Source organism: Pseudomonas sp. GL-B-12, assembly GCF_019955895.1.
Taxonomy (GTDB): Bacteria; Pseudomonadota; Gammaproteobacteria; order Pseudomonadales; family Pseudomonadaceae; genus Aquipseudomonas.
On the sequence record NZ_JAHBCX010000006.1, the window covers coordinates 62,943 to 88,072 of the forward strand.

The 25,130-nt window shown below is 59.8% G+C and carries 22 protein-coding genes; 5 read left to right on the top strand and 17 right to left on the bottom strand.

Annotated elements, in window-relative coordinates; translation table 11 throughout:
* Nucleotides 1–131 precede the first annotated feature (131 nt).
* A complete protein-coding gene (locus tag KGA85_RS03670) occupies nt 132–2,861 on the top strand; it encodes an RHS repeat domain-containing protein (RefSeq protein ID WP_223457314.1) in 2,730 nt (909 codons plus the stop codon).
* Nucleotides 2,862–2,936: 75 nt separating this feature from the next.
* Here KGA85_RS03670 and KGA85_RS03675 read toward each other — a convergent pair whose 3' ends face one another.
* The 11 genes from KGA85_RS03675 to KGA85_RS03725 form a co-directional block, all read right to left on the bottom strand.
* The gene (locus KGA85_RS03675) at nt 2,937–3,581 is read right to left on the bottom strand and encodes a methionine ABC transporter permease (RefSeq protein WP_223457316.1); all 645 of its coding nucleotides are present in this window, start codon (nt 3,579–3,581) and stop codon (nt 2,937–2,939) included.
* Nucleotides 3,571–4,692 carry a methionine ABC transporter ATP-binding protein gene (locus KGA85_RS03680; RefSeq protein WP_223533344.1) on the bottom strand — a complete coding sequence of 374 codons (1,122 nt, stop codon included), beginning with the start codon at nt 4,690–4,692 and terminating at the stop codon, nt 3,571–3,573. The genes KGA85_RS03675 and KGA85_RS03680 overlap by 11 nt, the downstream gene beginning before the upstream one ends.
* A gap of 2 nt (nt 4,693–4,694) precedes the next feature.
* Nucleotides 4,695–5,504, bottom strand: a complete 810-nt coding sequence (locus tag KGA85_RS03685) for a MetQ/NlpA family ABC transporter substrate-binding protein (protein ID WP_223457320.1) — start codon at nt 5,502–5,504, stop codon at nt 4,695–4,697.
* 119 nt (nt 5,505–5,623) lie between these two features.
* Complete coding sequence (locus KGA85_RS03690) at nt 5,624–6,976, bottom strand: LLM class flavin-dependent oxidoreductase (protein ID WP_223542917.1); 1,353 nt, start codon at nt 6,974–6,976, stop codon at nt 5,624–5,626.
* Nucleotides 6,976–8,169, bottom strand: a complete 1,194-nt coding sequence (locus tag KGA85_RS03695; RefSeq protein WP_223457323.1) for an SfnB family sulfur acquisition oxidoreductase — start codon at nt 8,167–8,169, stop codon at nt 6,976–6,978. Before KGA85_RS03695 ends, KGA85_RS03690 begins: the two co-directional genes overlap by 1 nt.
* A 23-nt stretch (nt 8,170–8,192) precedes the next feature.
* Entirely contained in the window at nt 8,193–9,425 is a 1,233-nt protein-coding gene (locus KGA85_RS03700; protein ID WP_223542918.1) for an SfnB family sulfur acquisition oxidoreductase, read from the bottom strand.
* 257 nt (nt 9,426–9,682) lie between these two features.
* Nucleotides 9,683–10,447, bottom strand: coding sequence for a hypothetical protein (locus tag KGA85_RS03705; protein ID WP_223542919.1), 765 nt, complete (start codon nt 10,445–10,447; stop codon nt 9,683–9,685).
* 485 nt (nt 10,448–10,932) lie between these two features.
* Nucleotides 10,933–11,688: an L-cystine ABC transporter ATP-binding protein TcyN gene (tcyN, locus tag KGA85_RS03710; RefSeq protein ID WP_223542920.1), complete on the bottom strand. Its 756-nt coding sequence runs from the start codon at nt 11,686–11,688 to the stop codon at nt 10,933–10,935.
* Nucleotides 11,689–11,692: 4 nt separating this feature from the next.
* Complete coding sequence (tcyL, locus tag KGA85_RS03715) at nt 11,693–12,358, bottom strand: cystine ABC transporter permease (protein WP_046040764.1); 666 nt, start codon at nt 12,356–12,358, stop codon at nt 11,693–11,695.
* Nucleotides 12,358–13,158 (bottom strand): cystine ABC transporter substrate-binding protein, encoded by an 801-nt coding sequence (gene tcyJ / locus KGA85_RS03720; RefSeq protein WP_223457337.1) that lies wholly within the window; start codon nt 13,156–13,158, stop codon nt 12,358–12,360. Before tcyJ ends, tcyL begins: the two co-directional genes overlap by 1 nt.
* Before the next feature lie 365 nt (nt 13,159–13,523).
* The gene (locus KGA85_RS03725; RefSeq protein ID WP_223457339.1) at nt 13,524–14,522 is read right to left on the bottom strand and encodes a D-cysteine desulfhydrase; all 999 of its coding nucleotides are present in this window, start codon (nt 14,520–14,522) and stop codon (nt 13,524–13,526) included.
* Nucleotides 14,523–14,713: 191 nt separating this feature from the next.
* Between KGA85_RS03725 and epsC the strand changes: the two genes are divergently transcribed.
* A complete protein-coding gene (gene epsC / locus KGA85_RS03730) occupies nt 14,714–15,640 on the top strand; it encodes a serine O-acetyltransferase EpsC (protein ID WP_223457340.1) in 927 nt (308 codons plus the stop codon).
* Nucleotides 15,641–16,011: 371 nt separating this feature from the next.
* Nucleotides 16,012–17,967, top strand: a complete 1,956-nt coding sequence (gene betT, locus KGA85_RS03735; RefSeq protein ID WP_223532864.1) for a choline transporter BetT — start codon at nt 16,012–16,014, stop codon at nt 17,965–17,967.
* Nucleotides 17,968–17,975: 8 nt separating this feature from the next.
* Here the strand turns inward: betT and KGA85_RS03740 are convergent, their stop codons facing one another.
* On the bottom strand, nt 17,976–18,236 hold the full coding sequence (locus KGA85_RS03740; protein ID WP_223457342.1) for a hypothetical protein: 261 nt from the start codon (nt 18,234–18,236) through the stop codon (nt 17,976–17,978).
* A gap of 65 nt (nt 18,237–18,301) precedes the next feature.
* A complete protein-coding gene (locus KGA85_RS03745) occupies nt 18,302–19,042 on the bottom strand; it encodes an SDR family oxidoreductase (RefSeq protein ID WP_223457344.1) in 741 nt (246 codons plus the stop codon).
* A 120-nt stretch (nt 19,043–19,162) separates the two neighbouring features.
* Here KGA85_RS03745 and KGA85_RS03750 point away from each other — a divergent pair, with 120 nt between their 5' ends.
* Together KGA85_RS03750 and mgrA are read left to right on the top strand one after the other, a co-directional pair.
* The gene (locus KGA85_RS03750) at nt 19,163–20,077 is read left to right on the top strand and encodes a LysR family transcriptional regulator (protein WP_223457346.1); all 915 of its coding nucleotides are present in this window, start codon (nt 19,163–19,165) and stop codon (nt 20,075–20,077) included.
* A 111-nt stretch (nt 20,078–20,188) separates the two neighbouring features.
* Nucleotides 20,189–21,226 carry an L-glyceraldehyde 3-phosphate reductase gene (gene mgrA, locus KGA85_RS03755; RefSeq protein ID WP_223532859.1) on the top strand — a complete coding sequence of 346 codons (1,038 nt, stop codon included), beginning with the start codon at nt 20,189–20,191 and terminating at the stop codon, nt 21,224–21,226.
* A 175-nt stretch (nt 21,227–21,401) separates the two neighbouring features.
* Here mgrA and tauD read toward each other — a convergent pair whose 3' ends face one another.
* The 4 genes from tauD to tauA all read right to left on the bottom strand — a co-directional run bounded on the left by tauD (nt 21,402) and on the right by tauA (nt 24,999).
* The gene (gene tauD, locus KGA85_RS03760) at nt 21,402–22,244 is read right to left on the bottom strand and encodes a taurine dioxygenase (RefSeq protein WP_223457350.1); all 843 of its coding nucleotides are present in this window, start codon (nt 22,242–22,244) and stop codon (nt 21,402–21,404) included.
* Between the two features lie 137 nt (nt 22,245–22,381).
* Nucleotides 22,382–23,215, bottom strand: coding sequence for a taurine ABC transporter permease TauC (tauC, locus tag KGA85_RS03765; protein ID WP_154910735.1), 834 nt, complete (start codon nt 23,213–23,215; stop codon nt 22,382–22,384).
* Nucleotides 23,212–24,006 carry a taurine ABC transporter ATP-binding subunit gene (gene tauB / locus KGA85_RS03770; protein WP_223457358.1) on the bottom strand — a complete coding sequence of 265 codons (795 nt, stop codon included), beginning with the start codon at nt 24,004–24,006 and terminating at the stop codon, nt 23,212–23,214. Before tauB ends, tauC begins: the two co-directional genes overlap by 4 nt.
* 15 nt (nt 24,007–24,021) lie before the next feature.
* Complete coding sequence (gene tauA / locus KGA85_RS03775) at nt 24,022–24,999, bottom strand: taurine ABC transporter substrate-binding protein (RefSeq protein ID WP_223457360.1); 978 nt, start codon at nt 24,997–24,999, stop codon at nt 24,022–24,024.
* Nucleotides 25,000–25,130: the final 131 nt, after the last annotated feature.

The following is a 25,130-nucleotide window of genomic DNA, read 5'->3' on the forward strand; positions in this document are numbered from 1 at the left end:
GAGCGAGCTTGCTCCGGGCGGCGTTCCGACGATGGCGATTTCACAGGCGCCGACCTGTTACTTCTTACAGTTTCGCCCCTGCCAAAAAAAGCCCAGTCTTTCCTCAGTCAAAGCGAAGGACCGTCAATGCCGTGAACGCTTATCACCACACCGCGACACCAACACTCTCGGTCATCGATCCACGCGCCCTGACGGTTCGCAGCGTCGGCTATTGCCGTCATCCCGACAGCCCGGAGATTGACCCGCGCATCACCCGGCAACGCTTCGACGCGGCAGGCCGCTTGGTCGAGTCGTGGGACCCACGGTTGTGGGGCACGGCGCCGAAGCCGAACCTGACCACGATTTACGGCTTGAACGATCAACCGTTGCTGACGGACAGCGTCGATGCCGGGTGGCAGTTGAGTGTGCTGGATCAGGCGGGTTCGCCCTGTTCACTCTGGGATGCACGAGGCAGTCAGCGTCATACCGAGTTCGACGAACAACAGCGACCGATCACCGTCACGGAACAGGACGCGGGGGAACGACCTCGTGTGGTGGAACGCTTGACCTACGGAGATTGCAGCCCTGCATTCGCCGAACACAACCAGTGCGGGCAGGTGATCCGTCATGACGATCCGGCGGGTACTCAAATCTTTCCCGACTATGGGCTTGCCGGTGCCGTGCTGGTTGAAGATCGACACTTCCTCGTTGACCTCGACACACCTGATTGGCCCCTGGATATCGCTGACCGCGAGGCGTGTCTGGAAGCTCAATCATTCATCACTCGCCACATCTTCAACCCCACCGGCGAGCTTCAGGAACAAACCGATGCCATGGGCAACGTCAGAACCTTTGCCTACGACGTGGCAGGAAAATCGAGTGAGGCCTGGCTGCAATTGGCCGGAGTAGGGCAGTCGCCGCAATGCCTGGTCAGGAACATTCGCTACAACGCCCAGGATCAGATCGAACGCGAAACCGCTGGCAATGGCGTGCTGACCCGCATCGAATACGCTGCCGAAGACGGCCGGCTGATCCGGTTGTTGGCGGCGGTCGAGAACCAGAACCCCTTGCAGGACCTGAACTACGTCTACGACCCGGTGGGCAACATTGTCGAACTGCACGACCAGTCCCAAGCCGTCAGCCATTTCAACAACCAGCGCATCGAGCCGATCAATCGCTACCGCTACGACAGCCTGTATCAACTGGTCGAAGCCCAGGGCTGGGAGGCCAGCCAGCCGAGTCATGGCCCGGCATTGCCGACACTGCTACCCACGCCGCTGGACCCCAGCCAGCGGCGTAATTACACCCAGCGCTTCGAGTACGACCGGGCCGGGAATTTGATTACCCGCCACCACAGCGATGCGCCCGGCTTCTCGATGTTCACCTCGACACGAAGCAACCGTAGCCTCGCGCAACGCGATGACGGCTCGCTGCCGGGCGAGCCAGATATCGACTCGGGTTTTGATGCCGGTGGCAATCAACAGGAACTGCAACGCGGGCAAGCCATGACCTGGGACAGCCGCAATCAATTGAGCCGCGTGACGTTGGTCAAACGCGAAACCGAGCCCGACGACTACGAATGCTATCGCTACGACCGCCCCGGCCACCGCTTGCGCAAAACGGGGTTCGCCCACAGCAGCGGGCGCACCCTGCGCAGCGAGGTCCGCTACCTCCCCGGCCTGGAAATCCACCGCCAGGCCGATGGTGAGGAACACCACGTCATCAGCGTCGAAGCCGGGTGCAGCAACGTGCGGGCGCTGCACTGGCCCGAAGGTGCTCATGACGATCAATGGCGCTACAGCCTCGGCGATCACCTCGGCTCCAGCACCCTGGAACTGGATGACGAAGCGGGCGTGCTGACCCAGGAGCACTATTACCCCTTTGGTGGCACGGCGTGCTGGGCGGGCAAAAGTGCACTGGTGGCGCAGTACAAGACCATTCGCTATTCGGGCAAGGAACGGGATGCGACGGGGCTCTATTACTATGGTTATCGATATTACGCGCCATGGTTGCAACGCTGGATAATCCCGGATCCGGCGTGGGACGTAGACGGGGTTAATCTGTTCAAAATGGTTAGAAATAATCCGGTGATACTTCAAGATGTAGATGGGCGAATGCCCTTTGGAAAGCCGAATAATAAATCGATTACGACTGGTGAGAATTCTGAGTCATCTGCAAACGCAACAGAACCCTATGTATCAGCGATAGCGCACAACGCTGAAAGCTTGGCAGTTGTAGAGAGCTCAGGGGATGAAGCGTCAATAGAAATTCCGGGGGGAAGTGTAATGAGACCTGACAGGCGAGGACCCAGAAGAAGCAACTCTGTTCGGGAAATAAGTACAGTGTACCGATATGATTTCCGTTCCCCCGGGGAAGTAATGAGAAGCGGATTTGAGGGAACCAATTCTGATAAGCACGCCTTTGCCCGGTACGGTAGTCTGACTGTTTTTACCTCTACCCTTCGGGCAGGAGCTGATATATATCGAAAAAGTTTGGAAAAGGTAGCAAGTAAAAAAAACCCTCTGTTTTTATATGAGATTTCACTTGCGGATATGGAATATTTTGATTTTTATCGTGGATTTACAGTGTCGGGGGATAAGTTTATTGGAGAGGTTTCCAGGTTGCTGTTTGAACAGAAGTCGGAGGAATATATGTCAACGAATAAATACAAAAAAATAGGGCGTGAAGCTTTTGAGAACTATCTATTCGATAAGTTGCGCGATCGAATAGTTGATGGCTTTGTTGTAGTCAATGAGTTACACATTAAAGGTCCTGTGCAGCCTCGGAATATAAGTCCACTCATGCCCCCAAGACTCGAATATCTTGATCTAGCAGTTAAGAATTATAGAGGTAAATCCACTAGTGTGAGCCTCAATCCATGATGTAACTCCGCTGCCACACGTACTTCGGCAATCGACGTTCGGCTCCTCGTTTGTCGAGGGTTAGGCATTGTGATCTCAACGCTTGTTCAACCCCCGAGCCAACCGATCCCCACCCAACTGAATCACCGCCACCAACACCACCAGCAACACAATCACCGTCAACATGATCTGGCTATCAAACCGCTGATACCCATACCGATAGGCGATGTCCCCCAGCCCACCCGCGCCAATCGCGCCGGCCATGGCTGACGAATTGATCATCGTCACCAAGGTAATCGTGAACCCGCCAACAATCCCTGGCAGCGCTTCCGGCAACAACACATGCCAAACGATGTGCCAACGCCGGCAACCCATGGCTTGCGCCGCTTCGACCAATCCATGATCGACCTCACGCAAGCTGACCTCGGCAATGCGCGCAAAGAACGGCGTGGCAGCGATGGTCAACGGCACCACGGCCGCCCACACGCCGTAGGTGGTGCCAACGATCAGGCGAGTGAACGGAATCAGCGCCACCATCAAAATCAGAAACGGAATCGAGCGAAACAGGTTCACGAACGCACCCAGTGCGCGGTTCAGCGCCGGAGCTTCGTAGATGCCGCCCTTGGAGCTGGTGACCAGGATCACCGCCAGCGGAATGCCCGCCAACAGCGCGATCAACGACGACACGCCGACCATCAAGAACGTATCGATGAAACCCTGTAGCAAGCGATCAAACCACATAGCCCAGTACCTCTACTTGTTGAGCCCAATGGGAGGCGCGTTGACGCAACTCTTCGGCACCGAGAGTCGAGCCGGTTACCGCCAGCAGCAGTTGCCCGAGGGCATGGCCCTGAATCCGTTCCACGCCGCCTTGGAGCAATCGCACACGGCCTCCGAGGGCGCTGAACAGTGCCGCCAGGTCCGGCTCGTCGCGTTGGCTGCCGGTGAACTGCAAGCGCAGGACCACGGCGGCGTCCGGGGAATCTGGCTGCGCCTGCAAACGGCTTTGCAGCTCTTTGGGCAATGCGTGTTGCAACGGCGCCAGCAATGTCTTGCTAACCTCATGCTGCGGATTGCCGAACACTTCCCAAACCGGCCCTTGCTCGACGATGTGCCCGTGTTCCAGGACAACCACTCGATCACAGATCTCACGGATCACCGCCATCTCGTGGGTGATCAGCACAATGGTCAGGCCCAGGCGCTGATTGATCTCGCGCAGCAGGCCGAGGATCGACTGCGTGGTCTCTGGGTCGAGCGCCGAGGTGGCTTCGTCGCACAGCAGAATTTCCGGGTCATGCACCAGCGCCCGGGCAATGCCCACGCGCTGTTTCTGCCCGCCGGACAATTGCGCCGGGTAAGCCTTGTGTTTGGCCTGCAAGCCCACCAGCTCCAGCAGTTCACGGACCTTCTGTTCGCGTTGTTCCTTGGGCACGCCGGCGACTTTCAAGGGCAGCTCGACGTTTTGCCAAACGGTCTTGGCCGACATCAGATTGAAGTGCTGGAAGATCATGCCGACGCGCCGACGCAACGCCACCAGGCGGTCTTCGTCGAACTCGCCGATGTCCACTTGATCGATCAGCACCCGACCGCTGCTCGGCTGTTCCAGGCGATTGATGGTGCGGATCAGCGACGACTTGCCGGCGCCGCTGCGACCAATGATGCCGAACACTTCGCCGCGCTGGATGGCCAGGTCGATGCCGTGCAACGCGGCCACCGGGCCTTGCTGGCCGTTGTAGGTTTTACCCAGATTGATGAAGCGCACATGAGCACGATTGAGCTCGGGATGCAGCTCGGTTTGTGCAGCTTTTGCAGGCTCTGGAAGCTCCAGTCGCCGTTGGATGGCGGCGGTCATGTTCAGCTTTCCCAACCGGCTTGATAGAGCTTGCCGTGAGCTTTATCCAGTGCGGCGCGCACAGCGGGTGAGTGCTGGTAGATGTCGACGAACTTGATCAGGCGCGGGTCGGTTTTGCTCTTGGGCTGGATCACGAACTGAATCACGTACTCCTTATGATCGAGGCCGTCGAACAGCAGCGCGGAGCCCGCATCGAAGGTTTTCGACAAGCGAATGTAGGCCGGGTAGCCCTGCACCAGATCGGCATCGTCATAGGCGCGTACCAGTTGCACGGCTTCGACCTGGAGGATCTTGATGTGCTTCGGGTTGGCGATGATGTCTTCTTCGGTGGCCTTGTAGCCGACGCCGGGTTTGAGCGTGATCAAACCGGCCTTGGCCAGCAACTGCAAGCCACGACCGCTGTTGATCGGATCGTTGGCGATGGCCACGCTGGCGCCTTGCGGCAGTTCGTCGAAGCTTTTGTATTTCTTCGAGTAGAGGCCGACGTTGTTGATGATGCCCGGTGCGAACGGCACCAGATCGAAACCGGATGCTGCCTTGGCGTTTTCCAGGAACGGGATGTGCTGGAAGTAGTTCACGTCGATGTCGCCGGCTGCGAGGCTGACGTTCGGCGCGATCCAGTCGGTGAACTCCACCAGCTCGACTTTCAGGCCTTGTTTGGAGGCTTCTTCGACGGCTGCTTCAAGGGGAATGGCGAAAGCGGCGGTGGTGCCGATTTTCAGTGGGGCGTCGGCGGCGAAGGTCACCGAGCTGAACAGGCCGAGGGCCAGGGCCAGTGCTTTGACTGGGTGGGAGAGGTAGTTCTTTTTCATGATGAGTTATCCAGTCAGTGCATTAATTTTTTGGTGTCTGGTGGGGCCTCTTCGCGAGCAAGCCCGCTCCCACATTTGGAATGCATTCCCCTGTGGGAGCGGGCTTGCTCGCGAAGCTTTTAGCGGCGGTAAGCCGAACCGGTATGTTGCTCAGGCAAATGCGCCTCCCGCTGAAACAGCTTTTCGCGCATGGTGCCGCTGTCGTACGCCGTCTTGTACGAGCCCCGCCGTTGCAACTCGGGAATCACCAGCTCGATGAAATCCTCATAGCTTTCCGGTGTGACGATGCGGGTCAGGTTGAAACCATCGAGACCGGTTTCGGCGATCCAGGATTCCAGTTCATCAGCCACTTGCGGCGGTGAGCCGACCACGGTGATGTAACGCCCGCCGAGGGCGTGTTGTTCCAGCAGTTTGCGTCGGGTCCAGTCGTTGTTTTGCAGGTGTTTGGTGGCGGACTGGATCGCGTTGCTCTTCACGTACTGGATCGGCTCGTCGATTTCATATTGGGAAAAATCGATCCCGGTGGACGCCGAGAAGTGCGCCACGCCGGCCTCGGCACTGGCGTAGCTCAGGTATTCGGCGTGCTTGGCCCAAGCCAGCTCTTCGGTGGCGTCAACGATCACGTTCAGACCCATGAACACCTTGATGTCCTCGGGATTGCGCCCGGCTTCGACGGCGCTGGCGCGCACCTTGTCCACCTGCACCTTGGTCGATGCCTTGGTCTGGCCGCTGATGAACACGCACTCGGCATGTCGCCCGGCGAACAGCAAACCGCGATCCGAACTGCCGGCCTGGAACAGCACCGGCGTGCGTTGCGGCGAGGGTTCACAGAGGTGATAACCCTCGACCTGATAGAACTCGCCCTTGTGCTGGACCTTGTGCACTTTGTCTGGCTGCACGTAGATCCGTTGCCGTGGATCGTTGAGCACAGCGCCGTTTTCCCAACTGCCTTCCAGGAGTTTGTAGAGCACCTCCAGGTACTCATCGGCCTGGTCATAGCGACGGTCATGCTCGACCTGTTCGCTCAGGCCCATGGCCTTGGCGGCGCTGTCCAGGTAGCCGGTGACGATGTTCCAGCCGACCCGCCCACGGCTCAGGTGATCCAGCGTCGACAGGCGGCGGGCGAACAGATACGGCGCTTCGTAGGTGAGGTTGGCGGTCAGGCCGAAACCGAGGTTTTTCGTCACCGCCGCCATCGCTGAAACCAGCAACAGCGGGTCATTGACCGGCAACTGGATCGACTCTTTCAGCGGTACGTCCACCGAGTTCTGGTAGACGTCGTAGACCCCGACGATGTCGGCGATGAACAGACCGTCGAACAGCCCGCGCTCTAGCAGTTGCGCCAGTTCGGTCCAGTATTCGAGGGTGTTGTATTGGGTGGATGTGTCGCGCGGGTGCGTCCACAAACCGTGGTTGATGTGCCCGATGCAATTCATGTTGAAGGCATTGAGCAGAATTTTCTTCTTGGCCATCAGATGGTCCCCCGCAGCGGCGGGTTTTCATCGTTGAGGTAGTAATTGCCGACGGCGTGGTACTTCCAGCGCACCGGGTCGTGCAGGGTGTGCACCCGGGCGTTGCGCCAGTGGCGGTCGAGGCCGTGTTCGATCAAGGTCGCCTGGCTGCCGGCCAGTTCGAACAGCGTGCTGCCGGCGGCCAGGGAAATTTCGGTGCTGAGGGCACGGGCTTCGGCGACGGCAATCGACGCAGCCGCGACGGTCTGTGCATGGGTGTCGGCCTGGGCCTGGTCGAGGTATTCACCGGCACGCTCCAGCAGTGCCTCGGTGGCATGCAGGCGAATGCTCAGGTGGCCGAAGCTCTTGAGGGTCAGTGGATCGTCCGTGGCTTTTTCGTGGGTGGCGTCGATCCACGGCCGGGTTTTGGTACGCACGAAGTGCAGCGCATCTTCATACGCGGCGCGGGCGATGCCGGTGTCGATGGCGGCATGGAGAATCTGCGCCAGCGGGCCGACCGGAGTCGGGCGCTCGAAAGCGCTTTGAAAGGGGATGACATCTTCGGCGGCGACGTAGACATCTTCGAACACCACCGAACCGCTGCCGGTGGTGCGCTGGCCGAAGCCGCTCCAGTCGTCGATCACGCTCAGGCCCTTGCTGTTGCGCGGGACGAACGCCAGTTGCTGCACGCCGTTTTCATCCACCACCGAGGTGGGAATGCGCTGGGCGTAGATCGCGCCCGTGGCGTAGAACTTGCGACCATTGATGCGATAGCCGCAGCCGTCGCGAGTCAGGCTGGTGACGCGATCGTGTGCGGTTTTGGTGCCGAGTTCGGCCAACGCATTGCCGAAGCGCTGGCCGGCCAAAACCTCGGCATACAGGCGTCTCTTCTGCTCGTGGCTGCCGTTCACCCGCAGTACTTCGAGGGCGTAGAAATGGTTCTGCGGGATCTGCCCCAGGGAGCCGTCGGCCCGGGCGATAAAGGCGATGACCTTGGCCAGGGTGACGTTGGAAACACCGGCGCCGCCGTATTCCTTTGGCACGCTGATGCCCCACAGGCCCGAGCGGGAGAACACCTCCAGTTCCGGGTGTGGCAAACGGCGCTCGCGGTCGCGTGTGGCGCTGTCGCGTTTGAAGTCTTCGGCAAGGTCGCTGGCGACGATCAGGGCTTGTTCATCGCTGGTGATGACCGCGACGTGGTGAGAACGTGTCATATGTTTCTCCAGATGTCTGGTCGTCAGATCCAGGAATGGCGATTAGGCAGCGTGCCGTTGAGGCGATAGGCGCCGACCGCGTGATACTTCCAGCGCACCGGATCGTGCAGGGTGTGCACCCGGGCGTTGCGCCAGTGGCGGTCGAGGTTGAATTCGGCGAGGGTCGCGCGGCTGCCGGCCAGTTCGAGCAGCTTTTCGCTGGCCAGCAACGAAATCTCGGTGGTCAGTACTTTGGCTTCGGCCACGGCAATCGAGGCGCGGGCGGCGGACTCGGCGGTGAAGGGTGCGGCACTGACGTCATCGAGCACTTGCCCGGCCTTGCGCAGCAGCGCTTCGGCGGCGTGCAATTCGATTTTCAACTTGCCGATATCGGCGATCACGTAGAGGTCATCGCTGGCCCGTTCGACCTTGGCGTCGATCCACGGCCGGGCGCGGGTTTTCACGAAGTCGATGGCGTCGTCGATGGCGCCTCGGGCGATACCGGCGTCGATGGCCGCTTGAATCAGCTGCGAGACGGCACCCTGGATGTTCGGCGTGTCGTTGATCCGCCAGTTATCCACCACCAGTTCGGGATCGGCCTGCACGTTGTTGAGCAAAATCGTGCCGCTGGCGGTGGTGCGCTGACCAAAACCGGACCAGTCATCGACGATGCGCAATCCCGGTGTGCCGCGCCGGATGAACGCCAACACTTGTTTGCCGTCATCGTTCAACGCTTTGACCGCGACCCAATGGGCGAACAGTGCGCCAGTGGAATAGAACTTCTGGCCGTTGAGGACGCCGTCAGCGGTGATGCGAGCCTTCAGTTCCAGGGTGTTTTTGGTGCCGCGTTCCGGTCCGGCATTGCCGATGCGCCAGCCATCCAGGACGCTTTTGAACAGCAGATTTTTCTGTGCTTCGGTGGCGCTGCCGAGTACCAGGTTCAGAATGCCGAACTGGTTTTGCGGGATCTGCCCAAGCGCCGGGTCGGCCGCGGAAATGATCGCGAAAACCTCGGCCAGGGTAACGAACGAAACCTGCGGGCCACCGTACTCGCGGGGAATGAAAATGCTGCCCAAGCCGCTGCGGGTGAACTGTTCGATTTCCGCCCACGGCAGCTTGCGCTGCCGGTCACGTTTGGCCGCATGCAGACGGGCGACTTGCGCCAGTTCGTGGGCCGCCTTGATGGCTTGAGCGTCATTGCGCAAGACTTTTGCGGGCAACAACAGCGGGGCGATGTCCAGGTCACTCTGGACGATTGCATCTGCCAGACTAGACATCAGTGCCGCTCCTTGGCTGCACGCAATGCCCTGGCGATCTGCACTGGGGTGATTGTGTTCCGGACCATACCTACCTCACATCTTATGGAAGCGCCGCTTGTGGCCGCGCATGAAAACAAGGATGTCCGGTGGTCCGGTGTATATACCCTAAACGTGTATAAATATTTTATGAACTAACTTTTAGGAATATACATAGAAGGGTGTTCTCGGGGGTGGCGCAATCCCTGTGGCAAGCCCCTTCGCCACAGGGGTTGTGATCATTTTTCGCGGGGTTCAGCAGCCTTGAGGGGCTGCTTCTTCGGGACTTTCAGATAGGTATTTGCACAACCAATCTTCAGCGTACGGGCCGGCGCCCAGCGGGAGTTGTTGCCCACCCGGTCGAGAATGCAGTACGTCACTTCCAGCCGCAGATCTTCGCCGGCTTCGAGGATGATGGCCGGCGGTATCCAGACCTGAATCGGTTGACCCACATCGGCGGACTTGAGCCGTGGCAGATCCATGCGCACATCGCCCCAGCGCAGGGTGATTTCGTCGTCGACGGCCATGTTCAGGTACGGCTCGATGGTCAAGGGCACACCGCGTTTGACCTGGCTCGGATTGACCCCCTGACGGCGAATCGCCTCGGGAATGCTCACCGGTGCCAGGCACTGGTTTTCATCGCCGCACAGCGCGGAGGGTTGGCCGCCAGGGCAGTCGAGTTTGATCTGCACGTTTCGACTGGCCGAAACCACCGGGTCTCGACCAATCTGCATGACCCGGTAGTAAATGCGCGAAGTACCGTTGGCGACAAAACTTTCAGGCACGCGCAACTGCACCGATCGATCGACATCGCTGGCCGTCAGCACGCGGGAGGCCACGTAGCAGTTGTCCCAGAACAGTTCGATCAGGTCGCCTTCGTCCATGGCGGGGTAGGGCGCTACCTCGATCAGCAAGTGAGCCGCACAAGTGACGCTGATGCCGGTCTTGTTGGATTGCGCCAGGGTCGGGGCCACAAGCCCGGATTTGTTCGAGGTGCTTTTCATGAAGTCTCCTTGAGGTCTTGCAACGAAGTCCGTTTCTGGAATATCAAAAAACTAATAGTCGAACAGAAAACCGTTCATTACTTTGAGTTTAAATAATGATTGAAGCGTGATGAGTATCGCTGGCTGGAGACTAGATAAGAGCCAGGAAGATCAGGTGTCAATAAGATTTGTTAGTTGTGGGTGGTGTGTGGTGCTATTCAGAAAGTTCCTACGATCACAAGTAAGTAAACCACGCCGTTGCGTCGAATTTATCTGCTGAAATCGGGGGGATATGGGCGGGTTTGTGCAAGTCACAAGCACTGTCTTGCGATGGGCGATCTGATTGGATTAGAGCTTTTTAATTGTGGAGATGCATATGTATGTGCCGCGTGCGCGCACAAGATATGCATCTCGAATAGATAAGTTTAGTTTGATATTAATGACGCGTATTTCGAGGGGGTAGGTAACTTCCATCCGTGGAAGATTACCGTTGTTGCGCAGGATTATTAGTTGTGAGCGTTATTCAGGAACTTGCTCAGGAACTGTTTGGTTCGTTCTTCTTTCGGGTTGGCAAACAACGCCTTCGCTTCGCCTTGCTCGACGATCACACCCTTGTCGAAAAACACCACACGGTTGGCCACGTCCCGGGCAAAGCCCATTTCGTGGGTGACGATCACCATGGTGCGCTTCTCTTCGGCCAGGCCGCGGATGGTTGCCAATACCTCGCCCACCAGTTCCGGGTCGAGGGCCGAGGTCGGCTCATCGAACAGGATCACTTCCGGCTCCATCGCCAGCGCCCGGGCAATCGCCACGCGCTGTTGCTGGCCACCGGAGAGGCGACGCGGGTAAGCGTCCTCCTTGCCCGCCAGACCGACCTTGGCCAACAGTTTTTTACCCAGGGCAATGGCTTCGGCATGTGGGGTCTTCTTGACCACGATCGGGCCTTCGATGACGTTTTCCAGGGCGGTGCGATGGGGGAACAGGTTGAAGTTCTGGAACACGAAACCTACGTGCTGGCGCAAACGCCGCACCAGGCTCTGCTGCTGGTTCAGGGGACGGCTGGTATCGACTTCGATATCGCCGACCTTGATCCGGCCGCTGGTGGGTTCTTCCAGAAAATTCAGGCAGCGCAGGAAGGTGGTCTTGCCCGAACCGCTAGGGCCGATGATCGCGACCACCTCGCCTTCCTTTACCTCAAGATCGATGCCGTTGAGCACGACTTGACCCTTGAACTGCTTTGTCAGTTTTTCCACGACAATCATCGGGTCAGGACTCCTGGTCGTGCCGATTGACCCGCGCTTCCAGCTGGTTCTGCAGGTGCGAAAGCACCGTGGCCAGGACCCAGTAGATCAGTGCGGCGGCAAGATACATGGTGAAGATTTCGAAGGTGCGGGCGGTGATCAGCTGTGCCTGACGGAACAGTTCCGGCACCTGGATGGTAGCGGCCAGCGCGGTGTCCTTGACCAGCGAAATGAAGCTGTTGCCCAGCGGCGGCAATGCGGTACGCATCGCCTGCGGCAGGATGGCCCGGCGCAGGGTTTGCGCGCGGGTCATGCCGATACTGGCAGCCGCTTCCCACTGGCCGCGCTCGATGGAGCTGATCGCGGCACGCAGGATTTCACAGGCGTAGGCGGCCATGTTCAGCGAGAAGCCGATCAGGGCCGCCGGCAGCGGATCCAGTTCCAGACCCAATTGCGGCAAGCCGTAGTAGATCACGAACAGTTGCACCAGCAACGGCGTGCCGCGAAAGAACGACACGTAGATGCGGGCGATCCAGCTCACCAGTTTGAAGCGCGACAGGCGCATCAGCGCCAGGCCGAACCCCATCACCAGGCCGAAGAACATCCCGCCCAGGCTGAGAATGACCGTGTAATACGCGCCCTTGAGCAGAAAGGGCGCGGAGTCCAGTGCGAGTTGGAAAGCTTCTCCCATTATTGAGTGACGTCAGCGTTGAAGTATTTTTCCGAGAGCTTTTTCAGGGTGCCGTCGGCGCGCAGCTTATCGATTGCCTTGTTCACCGCGGCCAGCAGTTCAGGCTCGCCTTTACGCAGGGCGATGCCGGCTTCCTGACGGGAGAACGCATCACCGGCGGCGGTGGTGTCCTTGGCCTTCTTGGCGTATTCGAGCGCGGCCAGGCGGTCGATCAGAATGGCGTCAATACGGCCGACACGCAGGTCCTGGAACTTGGTCGGATCATCTTCGTAGGTGCGGATGTCAGCGGTCGGCACATTAGCCTTCACCCACTCTTCGTAGTTGGTGCCCAGGCCTACGCCGACTTTCTTGCCAGACAGGTCAGCGGCGGACTTGATGTTCAGCTCGGCGGCCTTCTTCGTCAGCACCAGCGCCTGAATCCCGGAAACGGTGTATGGCTCGGAGAAGTCATACTTCTTCTTGCGCTCTTCGGAGATGGTCACCTGGTTGATCACTGCGTCCAGACGCTTGGATTCCAGGGCCGCGAGGATGCCGTCCCATTTGGTCGGTTGCAGCTTGACCTTCACGCCCAACTCTTTGGCCAGGGCTTCAGAGAACTCGACTTCGAAGCCGGTCAGTTTGCCGTCGGCGTCGACGAAACTGAACGGTGGGTAAGTGCCTTCCAGGCCAACGTTGATCACGCCGGCGTCTTTGATTTTTTGCAGTTGCTCACCGGCAACCGCCTGGCCAATCAGGCCGGCGCTCAGTGCCAGGCCCAGCGAGCCCACCAGCAGATTGCGACGTAATGCGGAAAAATTCATGACAAGCCCCTGTGTTTTCTTATGGAAGACGCTTTAGGAAAGTTGGCAAATTCGGGATTTGGACGACTGCGATATCCTGCCCTAATGCAGCTTATGCGTCTCGCTGCAAATTCGCCTGCGGCGTGACTATAAGATGATGCCTTTAGATAAGAAAATAATAAATATACTATTTGTTATTCTTATATTGAATATGTCTCGATCCATTTGTGGCGAGGGAGCTTGCTCCCGCTCGGTTGCGCAGCAGCCGTAAAAACCTGCCATTGCGATTTAACTGAAATACCGCATCGCAGGTTTTAGGGGCGCTTCGCACCCCAGCGGGAGCAAGCTCCCTCGCCACAGGCAAGCTCTCCTGCCACGCAAGCGCGTCAACCCGTCAGATAATCCTTATAGGCAAACAAAGCCGGCGCCCCGCCGGTGTGCAGGAAGATAATCGGACCCTCGTCGAAACGCTGACGGCCGATCCCGTCCAGCAAGCCCGCCATGGCCTTGCCAGTGTAGACCGGGTCCAGCAGCAAGCCTTCCTGACTCGCCAGCAGCTTCACCGCTGCCAGTGTCCCGGCATTCGGCTCGCCATAACGCGGGGCGAAATACTCGTCCCACAACTCGACTTTGAAAGCGTCCGGCAGGCTGACGCCCAGCAACTCGGCCGTGCGTTCGGCCAGGCCTTGAACCTTTGGCCGCTGATCTTCATCGCTGCGCGAAACCGTCACGCCGATCACTGGCAGATCCGGCAGTGCTTCACTCAAGGCCAGTGCCAGGCCGCTGTGGGTACCGGCGCTGCCCGAGGCCAGGACCACGGCGGCGAACTTCAGGCCGGTGTCCTTGATCTGTTCGGCCAGTTCCAGCCCGGCGCGCACGTAGCCCAGGGCGCCCAGCGCATTGGAACCACCGATCGGCACCAGGTACGGCTTCTTGCCGTTGCTGCGCAGTCGGTTGGCCAGGGCTTGCAGTTGTTCGTCGGCGTTGTCGAGGTTTTCCACCAGTTCGACCTTGGCATCGAACAGGTCGAGCAACAGGCGGTTGCCGTTGCCGGTGTAATTGCTGTCGTCAGTGCCGAGAGGATTTTCCAGAAGGGCTACGCAGCCCAGGCCCAACTTTGCGGCAATGGCGGCTGTCTGGCGCACGTGGTTCGATTGCAGCGCGCCCGCCGTGATCAAGGTGTCGGCACCCTGGGCCAAGGCATCGGCGGCCAGGTATTCGAGTTTGCGCAGCTTGTTGCCGCCCATCGCCAGCGGCGTCAGGTCATCGCGCTTGACGTACAGGTCTCGGCCCAGCCAGGTCGACAAGCGTTCGAGTTTTTCCAGGGCGGTGGGCTGACCGAGCAGGTCAAGGCGGTTAAAGCGGGCGAGCTGTTGTTTGATCATGAGTCCGTACTGGCGGTTGAAGATCTCAGGACTATAGGCACGCCAAAAAGTTGGGGCAACCGCCAATCGCTTATAGCCAATCGAACTGAGCACAGCACTATTGGTTCTTAATTTGCCTCGCGGCCCTTGCCGTAAAGTAATCGCGGTCAGTGCGGCCAGACAGTCCGGCCGCCCGTGAGGAGTTTTTTACCGTGAGTGAGCGTTCCAGCCATTGGCAATTGCAGACCATCGTCAGCCAGCTGCGCACGGCACGTGAACAGTGGCGAGCACAAAACGGCCGGGCCAGCGGCGAGCAGGGCGGACGCGAATTGCCGTCCCGCGCAGCCATGGCGGACATTCTTGAAGCCCTGTGCGGTGCGTTGTTCCCTATGCGCCTGGGGCCGGTGGATTTGCGTGAAGAGAGCGAAGACTTCTACGTCGGCCACACCCTGGATGTGGCGCTGAATGCGCTGTTGGCCCAGGCACGGCTCGAATTGCGCTACGCCGCGCGCCACAGTGCCCAGGCCGAGACTGAAGTCGAAGCCCGGACCATCCAGATCATTCAGGACTTCGCCCTCGCTTTGCCCGGGTTGCGCAGCCTGTTGGACACCGACGTATTGGCCGCCTATCACGGCGACCCGGCGGCCCGCAGTGTCGATGAAGTGTTGTTGTGCTATCCGGGGATTCTGGCGGTGATTCACCATCGTCTGGCCCACCATTTGTATCGCGCCGGGTTGCCGCTGCTGGCGCGGATCAGCGCGGAAATCGCTCACTCGGCCACCGGCATCGACATTCACCCCGGTGCGCAGATCGGCCGCAGTTTCTTCATCGACCACGGGACGGGTGTGGTGATTGGCGAAACCGCGATCATCGGCGAGCGTGTACGGATTTATCAGGCCGTGACCTTGGGGGCCAAGCGCTTCCCGGCGGACGAAGACGGTCAACTGCAGAAAGGCCAGCCTCGGCATCCGATTGTCGAGGATGACGTAGTGATTTATGCCGGGGCGACGATTCTCGGGCGGATCACCATCGGCCAGGGCTCGACCATTGGCGGCAACGTCTGGCTGACCCGTAGCGTGCCGGCGGGCAGCAACCTGACCCAGGCGAATCTGCAGCATGATGATGGGGCGCAGAAGTAGTCTCCTGAATCTTCGCTGACTGTTCTGGCCTCTTCGCGAGCAGGCTCGCTCCCACAATGGATCTCTGGTGCACACAACGTTGTGGCCAACCAAGAACCCTGTGGGAGCTAGCCTGCTCGCGAAGCTTTTAAATCCTACTTACTTCCTCCCTTGAGCTAGCGTAAGAACACCACCGCCGAGCCCTGCGATTAGTCCTTAGCCCCCTATCCATGTTTAACTTGAACGTTCATTCAAGTTAAACCGGCGGTTCGCTGCCCGCTCACAACAGGAGGCTTGCCTTTGCTGAGTCCGATTTCTACAGCCACGTTTTACCCCTTCGAGGTGCACCGAACATGAGTGCATCGTCCATCCCTCCAAGCGGCCTGATCCGCATGAATCCGCCGGTGTTCTGGTTCTCGGCGAGTTTCATCCTGTTGTTTGGTGTCGTTGTCATCGCCATGCCCGAGCAGGCCGGTGCCTGGTTGCTGGCGGCGCAAAACTGGGCGGCCAATACGGTCGGCTGGTATTACCTGCTGGCGATGACCCTGTATCTGGTCTTCGTGGTGGTCACCGCCTTATCCGGCTACGGCAAGATCAAGCTCGGTGCCGACCACGACGAACCCGAGTTCAGTTATTTGTCCTGGGCCGGCATGCTGTTCGCCGCCGGGATCAGCATCACCCTGTTTTTCTTCTGCGTGTCCGAGCCGCTGACCCACATGCTGCAACCGCCCCAGGGTGAGGCCGGTACGGCGGATGCGGCGCGTCAGGCGATGCAGATTCTGTTTCTGCACTGGGGCCTGCATGGCTGGGGCGTGTTCGCCTTTGTCGGCATGGCGCTGGCCTACTTCGCCTACCGGCATAACTTGCCACTGGCCCTGCGCTCGGCGCTGTACCCGCTGATCGGCAAGCGCATCAATGGCCCCATCGGCTACGCGGTGGATGGCTTCGGCATCATCGCCACGGTGTTCGGCCTCGGTGCCGATATGGGCTTCGGTGTGTTGCACCTCAACTCGGGCCTGGACTACCTGTTCGGCATCGCCCACACCCAATGGATTCAGGTCGGCCTGATCACCTTGATGATGGGGGCTGCGATCATCGTTGCGGTCTCCGGCGTCGACAAGGGCGTGCGGGTCATGTCCGACATCAACATGCTGCTGGCCTGCGCGCTGCTGCTGTTCGTATTGTTCGCCGGCCCCACGCAGCACTTGCTCAACACCCTGATCCAGAACCTCGGCGACTACCTCGGCGCCTTGCCGATGAAGAGTTTCGACCTCTACGCCTACGACAAACCCAGCGACTGGCTGGGGGGCTGGACGGTGTTCTACTGGGCCTGGTGGATTGCATGGTCGCCGTTCGTGGGCTTGTTCATCGCACGGATTTCCCGTGGTCGCACCATTCGCGAGTTCGTCTTCGGCGTGCTGTTGATTCCGCTCGGCTTCACCCTGGCGTGGATGTCGATCTTCGGTAACAGCGCCATCGATCAAGTACTCAACCATGGCATGAGCGCGCTCGGCATGTCGGCCATCGACAATCCGTCGATGACGCTCTACCTGCTGCTGGAAACCTACCCGTGGAGCAAAACCGTCATTGCGGTCACGGTGTTCATCAGCTTCGTGTTCTTCGTCACCTCCGCCGACTCCGGCACCGTGGTGCTGTCGACGCTGTCCGCCAAGGGCGGCAACCCGGATGAAGACGGGCCGAAATGGCTGCGAGTGTTCTGGGGCGCGATGACCGCATTGGTGACCAGCGCGCTGCTGTTTTCCGGCAGCATCGATGCGTTGAAGTCGGCGGTGGTCCTCACCTCGCTGCCGTTCTCGCTAATCTTGCTGTTGATGATGTGGGGGCTGCACAAGGCGTTTTATCTGGAGTCGCAGAAGCAGATTGCGCAGATGCATTCCTTGGCACCGGTGTCGGGTTCACGGCGGGGCGGTTGGCGTCAGCGTTTGAGTCAGGCGGTGCATTTCCCGTCGCGGGATGAGGTCTATCGCTTCCTCGATACGACGGTGCGCCCGGCGATTGAAGAAGTGTCTGCCGTGTTCATCGAAAAGGGTTTGCACGTAGCGACACACCCGGACCCGGCCAATGACAGCGTCAGCCTGGAAATCGGCCACGGCGACCAGCATCCGTTCGTGTATCAGGTGCAGATGCGCGGCTATTTCACGCCGTCGTTTGCCCGTGGCGGCATGGGTTCCAAGCAACTCAACAATCGCCGCTACTACCGGGCCGAAGTGCATTTGAGCGAGGGCAGTCAGGATTACGATCTGGTGGGCTACACCAAGGAGCAGATCATCAACGACATCCTCGACCAGTACGAACGGCACATGCAGTTCCTGCATCTGGTGCGTTGATCAGACCCTCACGTCTCGGTGGTCAACACCATGAACAATACCAGCGCCGCCACCGGGACACCGAACACGGCGCTACCGACCACCAGTTCGGTGCTCAAAGGCTGGCCGGCATGCACTATGCCGACTGCGCCATTGATCAGCGTCAGCGCCAGCCACAGCACGATAAAACTGTAGGCCAGGGTTTGGCGGGTGAAGCCGATGTTCTCGCCGATGTAGACCATCAGCGCCAGGAGGATCAGGCCGAAGGTGATGATGATGGTGGTGTGCATGGTGTGTGCTTCCCATGGATTTTTTTGCCTGACAAACCGCTATCGCGGTGTCTGTCTGAGCATAGTTAAACCAACCCACCATTGACCCGCAAAATCTGCCCATTGACCCACGTCGAATCCGGCCCGGCGAGGAAGGACACGACACGGGCAATGTCTTCTGGCTGAGCCAGGCGTTCCAGTGGCGCCATCCTGGCGAAGGTCTGGATCTGTTCTTCGCTCTTGCCGTGCAGGAACAAGTCGGTGGCCACGGGGCCCGGGGCTACGGCGTTGACGGTGATGTTGCGGCCGCGCATTTCCTTGGCGAACACCTGGGTCAGGGATTCCACTGCCGCTTTGCTGGCGATGTACACCGCGTAGCCCGGCAGGTTCATGCCGACGGTGCTGCTGGAGAAGTTGATGATCCGGCCACCGCTGTTCAGACGGGTCGCCGCTTCACGCAGGGTATTGAAGGTACCGCGAGCGTGGATGTTGAAGTTCTGCTCGAACAGTTCGTCGCTGTGTTGCGCCAGTGGCAGCACCTTGAGGATGCCGGCGTTGTTCACCAAAACATCGACCTTGCCGAACTGGGTTTCAACCTCGTCGAACATCCGGCGCACGTCGTCGGCATTGGCCACATCGGCCTTGATCGCTATGGCCTGGTGGCCGGCCTGACGCAACTCCACCACCCGTTTCGAGGCTTCGGTGGCGCTGCTGGCGTAGTTGATGGCAACGGCGAAACCTTCGCTGGCCAGTTGTTTGGCGATGACCGCGCCGATGCCGCGGGAGGCGCCGGTCACGATGGCAACTTTCAGAGTTTGATGAGCCATGTTGGTGTTCCTGTTGATGGGGTGTGAAGCCAATTTCACATGTTTACTCAGGTCGATAAATGCACGAGAGTTGCCTTGACTGTTCAATAATCGCCAACAATTGAATGCCTGGAGTGAGCTGTGGACCAAGTCAAAGCGATGAAGGTTTTTGTGCGGATCTACGAGCGCAGCAGCTTCACGTTGGCGGCCGATGACCTGAACCTGCCACGCGCGACGCTGACCCACACCTTGAATCAGTTCGAGGCCTGGCTGGGTACGCGTTTGTTGGAGCGCAGCACGCGTAAAGTGCGTCCGACGCTGGATGGCGAGGCCTACTACCTGCGTTGCGTGCAACTGCTGGCAGAGCTGGAAGAAGCGGAATTGGCGTTTCGCGGCGTGGCACCGAAGGGGCGGTTGCGGGTGGACTTGCACGGGACATTGGCCAAGCACTTCGTGGTCCCGGCATTGCCGCAATTCATGGCGCGTTATCCCGACATCGAACTGTCCATCAGCGAGGCTGACCGCCAGGTCGACCTGATCACCGAAGGTATCGATTGCGTGTTGCGGGCAGGAACATTGGGTGACTCCACGCTGATCGGCAAGCGTGTCGCCAACCTGCGTCAGATCACCTGCGCCAGCCCCGCCTATTTGCGCAAATACGGCGAACCGAAAAGCCTTGCCGACCTGAGCCAGCACCGTGCGGTGAACTACGTTTCGCGCACGACAGCCAAGTTGTTCCCGTTTGAATTCATGGTGGACGGTGAACTCAAGGAAGTGGCCATCGACGGTGCGATCTCGGTGTTCGGCGCAGAAATCTACGCCGCCTCGGCGATTGCCGGGCTGGGCCTGATCCAGTGCCCGCATTACCGGATGGAAACGCAAATTGCCCAAGGGTTGATCAAGGAAATCCTCACCGACACCCCACCGCCATCAATGCCGGTTTCAGTGCTGTACCCGCACAACCGACACATGTCGCCCAGGGTCCGGGTGTTTGTGGATTGGTTGGGGGAGGTGTTTGCGGAGGGCACGGTAGCTTGTCAGCCGGGAAATATATGAAACGTTTCAGCAATTAGTCGAGTCCGGGGTTTTCTGGCGTTTGTCTGAGCGTATGCTGGGCGACTGGCGAAGCAGTCGATACCAGATTCAAGACAGACAAGAGAGGATTCGATGACATACACCGCTGCCGAAAACCGCTACGACTCCATCCCTTACCGCCGCGTGGGCCGCAGTGGCCTGGTGCTGCCGGCGCTGTCGTTGGGCCTGTGGCACAACTTCGGCGACAGCACGCCGATCGATACCCAGCGCGCGTTGTTGCGCACGGCATTCGACCTGGGCATCAACCACTTCGACCTGGCCAACAACTATGGCCCGCCGTACGGCAGCGCCGAGATCAACTTCGGCCGTTTACTGCGTGAAGACTTCAAGCAGTACCGCGACGAGTTGATCATTTCCAGCAAGGCCGGTTGGGACATGTGGCCCGGCCCTTACGGACAGGGCGGGGGTTCGCGCAAGTACGTGCTGGCCAGCCTCGACCAGAGCCTGCAACGCCTGGGCGTGGATTATGTGGACATCTTCTACTCCCACCGTTTCGATCCGGACACCCCGCTGGAAGAGACCGCCAGCGCACTCGCCACAGCGGTGCAGCAGGGCAAGGCGTTGTACATCGGCATCTCTTCGTACTCCGGAGTGAAAACCCGTGAAATGGCGGCGCTGCTCAAGGAGTGGAAAGTCCCGTTGTTGATTCACCAGCCGGCCTACAACCTGCTCAATCGCTGGGTGGAAAAAGACCTGCTGGATACCACCGACGAACTCGGCACCGGCGTGATTGCCTTTACCCCGCTGGCCCAGGGTTTGCTGACCGACAAATACCTCAACGGCGTGCCGTCGGATGCGCGGGTCAACCGTCCGGGCGGTGGTTCGTTGCAGGCGTCGCATTTGTCCGAGGCCAACATTGCCCAGGTGCGGGCACTCAACGAAATCGCCAAGCGTCGTGGCCAGAGCCTGGCGCAACTGGCACTGGCCTGGACCCTGCGTGATCCTCGGGTCACTTCTGCCTTGATTGGCGCGAGCCGGCCGGAGCAGATCATCGAGAATGTCGGGGCGTTGAAGAACCTGAGCTTCAGTGCAGAGGAGCTGGCGGAAATTGACCGGTTTGCCCAGGAGGGCGGAATCAATCTTTGGGAGAAGCCTTCTACTGCGCAATAAGTGATCGGCACTGGATTTCTGGTGCCTGCTCCGGCCTCTTCGCGGGCAAGTCGAATCGTCGCACCGCCGCTCCCACAGGTTCGGCGGTGTTCACAGATTATGTATACGACTCGAACACTGTAGGAGCGGGCTTACCCGCGAAGGGGCCATCAGCGTCACTACAAAAACAGGCGGTTCAGCGAAAAAAAGGCGCATCCCCCAACACCGTCGCCCGCTGCATCACCCGCCGCGCCGGGCGGTAATCGTCCACCGCGTAATGCTGGGTCACGCGGTTGTCCCAGAACGCGATGTCGTCCTGCTGCCAGCGCCAGCGAATGGTGAATTCCGGTCGCGTTGAATGGGCGAACAGGAACTTCAGAATCGCCTCGCTCTCGGTTTCCGACAGCTCGTTGATCTTCGAGGTGAAACCTTCGTTGACGAACAGCGAGCGGCGCCCGCTCACCGGGTGCGTGCGGATCACCGGGTGCGACAGCGGCGGATTCTTGCGCCGTGCTTCTTCCCATTGGGCCAGTGCTTCAGGCGTGTTGCCATAGCGCTCCAGCGGGAACGAACGGGTGAAATCGTGGGTGGCGGTCAGACCTTCGAGCAAGGTTTTCATCGGCGTCGACAGGGCTTCATACGCCGCAATCCCGCTGGCCCACAACGTGTCGCCGCCGAACTCCGGCAGCAGCTTGGCGCTGAGCACCGCACCCATGGCCGGGGTCGGCAGGAAGGTGACGTCGGTGTGCCAGATCGCGTTATCGCGCACGTCGGTGACGGCGGTGTCGAGGATCAGCACTTCGGGTTGCTCCGGCACATTCGGGTAGATCGGGTGAATGTGCAGGTCGCCGAAATTCGCGGCGAATCGCGCCTGTTGTTGTGGCGTGATCGGCTGGTTGCGGAAGAACAGGACTTGATGCTTGAGCAGGGCCTGTTCGATGGTATCGCGCTGCTCCAGGTTCAGCGGCTGGCTGATGTCGATGCCACTGATTTGTGCGCCGAGGGCGGAGCTTAATGGGACGATGGTCAACTGGCTCATGGTGGTTCTCTTAAATCCGGGTGCCGTGCTTTTTGTGGGAGCGGGCTTGCTCGCGAAGAGGGCGTGTCATTCAACATTTATGTCACTTGATACACCGCTTTCGCGAGCAAGCCCGCTCCCACAGGTTCATTCAGTAATCAGTGGGCCTGGCCATGCCATGGCACCAGTTTGCGCTGCAGGGCACGCAGGCCCAACTCCATCGCGAAGGCGATCAGTGCAATCACCAGAATCCCCAGTACCACCACATCGGTGACCAAAAACTGCGCGGCCGATTGCACCATGAAGCCCAGACCGCTGGTGGCGGCGATCAATTCGGCGGCGACCAGCGTCGACCAACCCACGCCCAGGCCAATGCGCACACCGGTCAGAATGTCCGGCAAGGCACTCGGCAAGATCACGTGGCGAATCAACTGCACACGCGTCGCGCCCAGCGACTGCGCGGCACGCAATTTGGCCGGGTCGACCGTGCGCACACCGGTGGCGGTGGCGATGGCAATCGGGGCGAAGATCGCCAGGTAGATCAGCAGCACTTTCGACAATTCACCGATGCCGCACCAGATCACGATCAGCGGCAGATAAGCCAACGGTGGAATTGGCCGGTAGAACTCGATCAGCGGGTCAAGCACACCACGGGCGATACGGTTGGCGCCGATGGCGATTCCCACTGGCACGGCAGTGAGAATCGCAAAACCGAGGCCCAGGCCGATGCGGCTCAGACTCGCGCCAAGGTGCTGCCACAGGGTTGAATCCATATAACCCGAGGTCGCCAGCAGCCAGCCTTTTTGCAGCACGGCGGAGGGCGGCGGCAGGAACAGCGGCTCGATCAAGCCGGTCGCCGTCACGGCCCACCAAATAGCAACGAGAACAACCAGCGTCAGCACACTGATCCAGCGAGTGCTCAAACGGCGACTCGCCGGAATCACGGCTGAGCCTGGCGTTATCGCTGCGACGGGAATTTCGTAGCTGCTCATGCGCGCTCCTGCCGCTGGGCGGCACTGCGTTGGGAGAACACTTTGGCGAGTACGTGTTCGCGGGTTTCGATAAAACGCGGGTCGGATTTGATCGAGCGGGCCGACTCACCGGCGGCATAACGCTGACCGAAATCGAGGGGCAGGCGCTCGACGATTTGCCCAGGGTTCGGCGCCAACAGAATCAGGTCGGTGGCGAGGAATACGGCTTCTTCGATGTCATGGGTAATCAGGAACACCGGTTTGGCGGTGCGTTGCCAGACTTGCAGCAACAGCTCCTGCATCTGCTCGCGGGTGAAGGCGTCGAGGGCGCCGAAAGGTTCGTCCATCAGTAACACGCGTGGGTCGGCGGCGAGGGCACGGGCCAGGCCGACACGCTGCTTCTGGCCGCCCGAAAGCTGCCAGATGCGGCGCTGTTCAAAACCGGAAAGGTCGACCAGGGCGAGCATTTCTCTGGCGCGAGCTTCGCGTTTGTCCCGAGCGAAACCGGCCAGTTCCAGGCCGAACCCGACGTTGGCCAGCACGTCTTGCCACGGCAGCAGCGCGTCGTCCTGGAACACCACGCCGCGCTCGGCGCTCGGGCCATTGACTGGCACGCCGTCGAGGGTGATGCGCCCGGCGCTGGGTTCGACGAAACCGGCAATCAGGTTCAATAGCGAAGTTTTGCCACTGCCGGACGGGCCGAGGGCGACCAGCAATTGCCGGGGCCCCAGGCTCAGGGAGATATCCGCCAACACCGGTTCCGGGTTGCCGGGGTACTGTGCGCTGATGCGCTCCAGCTGTAGCAAGGCCATCGCGTTGACTCCCGATCAGTTGGTGATGAACTTGGCGCTGACGTACGGCGCGTAGTCCGGCAGCACGGCCTCGACCTTGCCTTGTTCCTTGAGGAACGCCGCGGTGTCGGTGATGGCTTTGGTGGTCGGCGCGCCGAGGGTGAGCACCTGGTCAGCCGCCAGCGGGTAGACGTTGCCTTGCAGCAGCAGCGGAATGTCGCTGGCCTTGGCGCCAGACAGTTTTACAAGCTTGTCGACGTTGCTCTGGTTGGCGAGCCAGGCTTGCGGGTCTTTGCGGTAATCGGCGTAGGCGTCCAGGGTCACTTTGGCGAACGCGGTGACGATCTCCGGGTGCTTCTCGGCGAAATCCTTGCGCACGATCCAGGCGTCGAAGGTCGGTGCGCCGAACTTGGCCAGCTCGCCGGAGGTGATCAGTACCTTGCCGTTTTCCTTGGCGACACCGAGGGCCGGGTCCCATACGTACGTGGCGTCGATGTCACCGCGTTTCCAGGCGGCAATGATCGCGGGTGGAGCCAGGTTGAGAACGGTGACTTTCGACGGGTCGATGTTCCAGTGCTTCAGCGCGGCGAGCAGGCTGTAGTGGCCGGTGGATACAAACGGCACGGCGATCTTCTTGCCGATCAGGTCTTGCGGGGTCTTGATCCCGGAACCGTCGCGGGCGACCAGGGCTTCGGCGGCACCGATCTGGGTGGCGATGAGGAAGGTTTCCACCGGCACTTTGCGGGTGATGGCAGCGGTCAGGGGACTGGAACCGAGATAGCCGATCTGCACATCGCCGGAGGCGATGGCGGCGATGATATCGGCACCGTTGTCGAATTTGCGCCAGCTGATATCGGCCTTGGTGGCCTTTTCGTAGGCGCCGTCAGCCTGGGCGACTTTCGCCGGGTCAACGGTGGTCTGGTAGGCGACGGTGAAGTCGGCCGCCTGGGCAAAAAAACTCGCGGTAGCCAAGGAAGCGGCCGCCAGCAAGCGTAGAGGGAAAGTCAGTTTCATCAGAAAGCTCCTTGTCAGGCGACCGATTGTCGGCGTGAGAAAGAGACTAAATGATCTAAGAATTAGAAAATAAATAACTTTTTCGAATTAGCTTATGAGGGGAATATTGAGGAGCGACAGCTGAATTGTGG

What these genes read in the sequence shown, in the direction of transcription:
- KGA85_RS03690 (WP_223542917.1), bottom strand. Translation starts at nt 6,976, where the DNA reads ATGGCCAAGAAGAAAATTCTGCTCAATGCCTTCAACATGAATTGCATC.
- KGA85_RS03685 (WP_223457320.1), bottom strand. Translation starts at nt 5,504, where the DNA reads ATGAAAAAGAACTACCTCTCCCACCCAGTCAAAGCACTGGCCCTGGCC.
- KGA85_RS03705 (WP_223542919.1), bottom strand. Translation starts at nt 10,447, where the DNA reads ATGAAAAGCACCTCGAACAAATCCGGGCTTGTGGCCCCGACCCTGGCG.
- tauA (WP_223457360.1), bottom strand. Translation starts at nt 24,999, where the DNA reads ATGAAACTGACTTTCCCTCTACGCTTGCTGGCGGCCGCTTCCTTGGCT.
- KGA85_RS03700 (WP_223542918.1), bottom strand. Translation starts at nt 9,425, where the DNA reads ATGTCTAGTCTGGCAGATGCAATCGTCCAGAGTGACCTGGACATCGCC.
- KGA85_RS03725 (WP_223457339.1), bottom strand. Translation starts at nt 14,522, where the DNA reads ATGATCAAACAACAGCTCGCCCGCTTTAACCGCCTTGACCTGCTCGGT.
- tauD (WP_223457350.1), bottom strand. Translation starts at nt 22,244, where the DNA reads ATGAGCCAGTTGACCATCGTCCCATTAAGCTCCGCCCTCGGCGCACAA.
- KGA85_RS03695 (WP_223457323.1), bottom strand. Translation starts at nt 8,169, where the DNA reads ATGACACGTTCTCACCACGTCGCGGTCATCACCAGCGATGAACAAGCC.
- tcyL (WP_046040764.1), bottom strand. Translation starts at nt 12,358, where the DNA reads ATGGGAGAAGCTTTCCAACTCGCACTGGACTCCGCGCCCTTTCTGCTC.
- tauB (WP_223457358.1), bottom strand. Translation starts at nt 24,006, where the DNA reads ATGGCCTTGCTACAGCTGGAGCGCATCAGCGCACAGTACCCCGGCAAC.
- tcyN (WP_223542920.1), bottom strand. Translation starts at nt 11,688, where the DNA reads ATGATTGTCGTGGAAAAACTGACAAAGCAGTTCAAGGGTCAAGTCGTG.
- KGA85_RS03745 (WP_223457344.1), bottom strand. Translation starts at nt 19,042, where the DNA reads ATGGCTCATCAAACTCTGAAAGTTGCCATCGTGACCGGCGCCTCCCGC.
- KGA85_RS03675 (WP_223457316.1), bottom strand. Translation starts at nt 3,581, where the DNA reads ATGTGGTTTGATCGCTTGCTACAGGGTTTCATCGATACGTTCTTGATG.
- betT (WP_223532864.1), top strand. Translation starts at nt 16,012, where the DNA reads ATGAATCCGCCGGTGTTCTGGTTCTCGGCGAGTTTCATCCTGTTGTTT.
- tcyJ (WP_223457337.1), bottom strand. Translation starts at nt 13,158, where the DNA reads ATGAATTTTTCCGCATTACGTCGCAATCTGCTGGTGGGCTCGCTGGGC.
- mgrA (WP_223532859.1), top strand. Translation starts at nt 20,189, where the DNA reads ATGACATACACCGCTGCCGAAAACCGCTACGACTCCATCCCTTACCGC.
- KGA85_RS03680 (WP_223533344.1), bottom strand. Translation starts at nt 4,692, where the DNA reads ATGACCGCCGCCATCCAACGGCGACTGGAGCTTCCAGAGCCTGCAAAA.
- tauC (WP_154910735.1), bottom strand. Translation starts at nt 23,215, where the DNA reads ATGAGCAGCTACGAAATTCCCGTCGCAGCGATAACGCCAGGCTCAGCC.
- KGA85_RS03740 (WP_223457342.1), bottom strand. Translation starts at nt 18,236, where the DNA reads ATGCACACCACCATCATCATCACCTTCGGCCTGATCCTCCTGGCGCTG.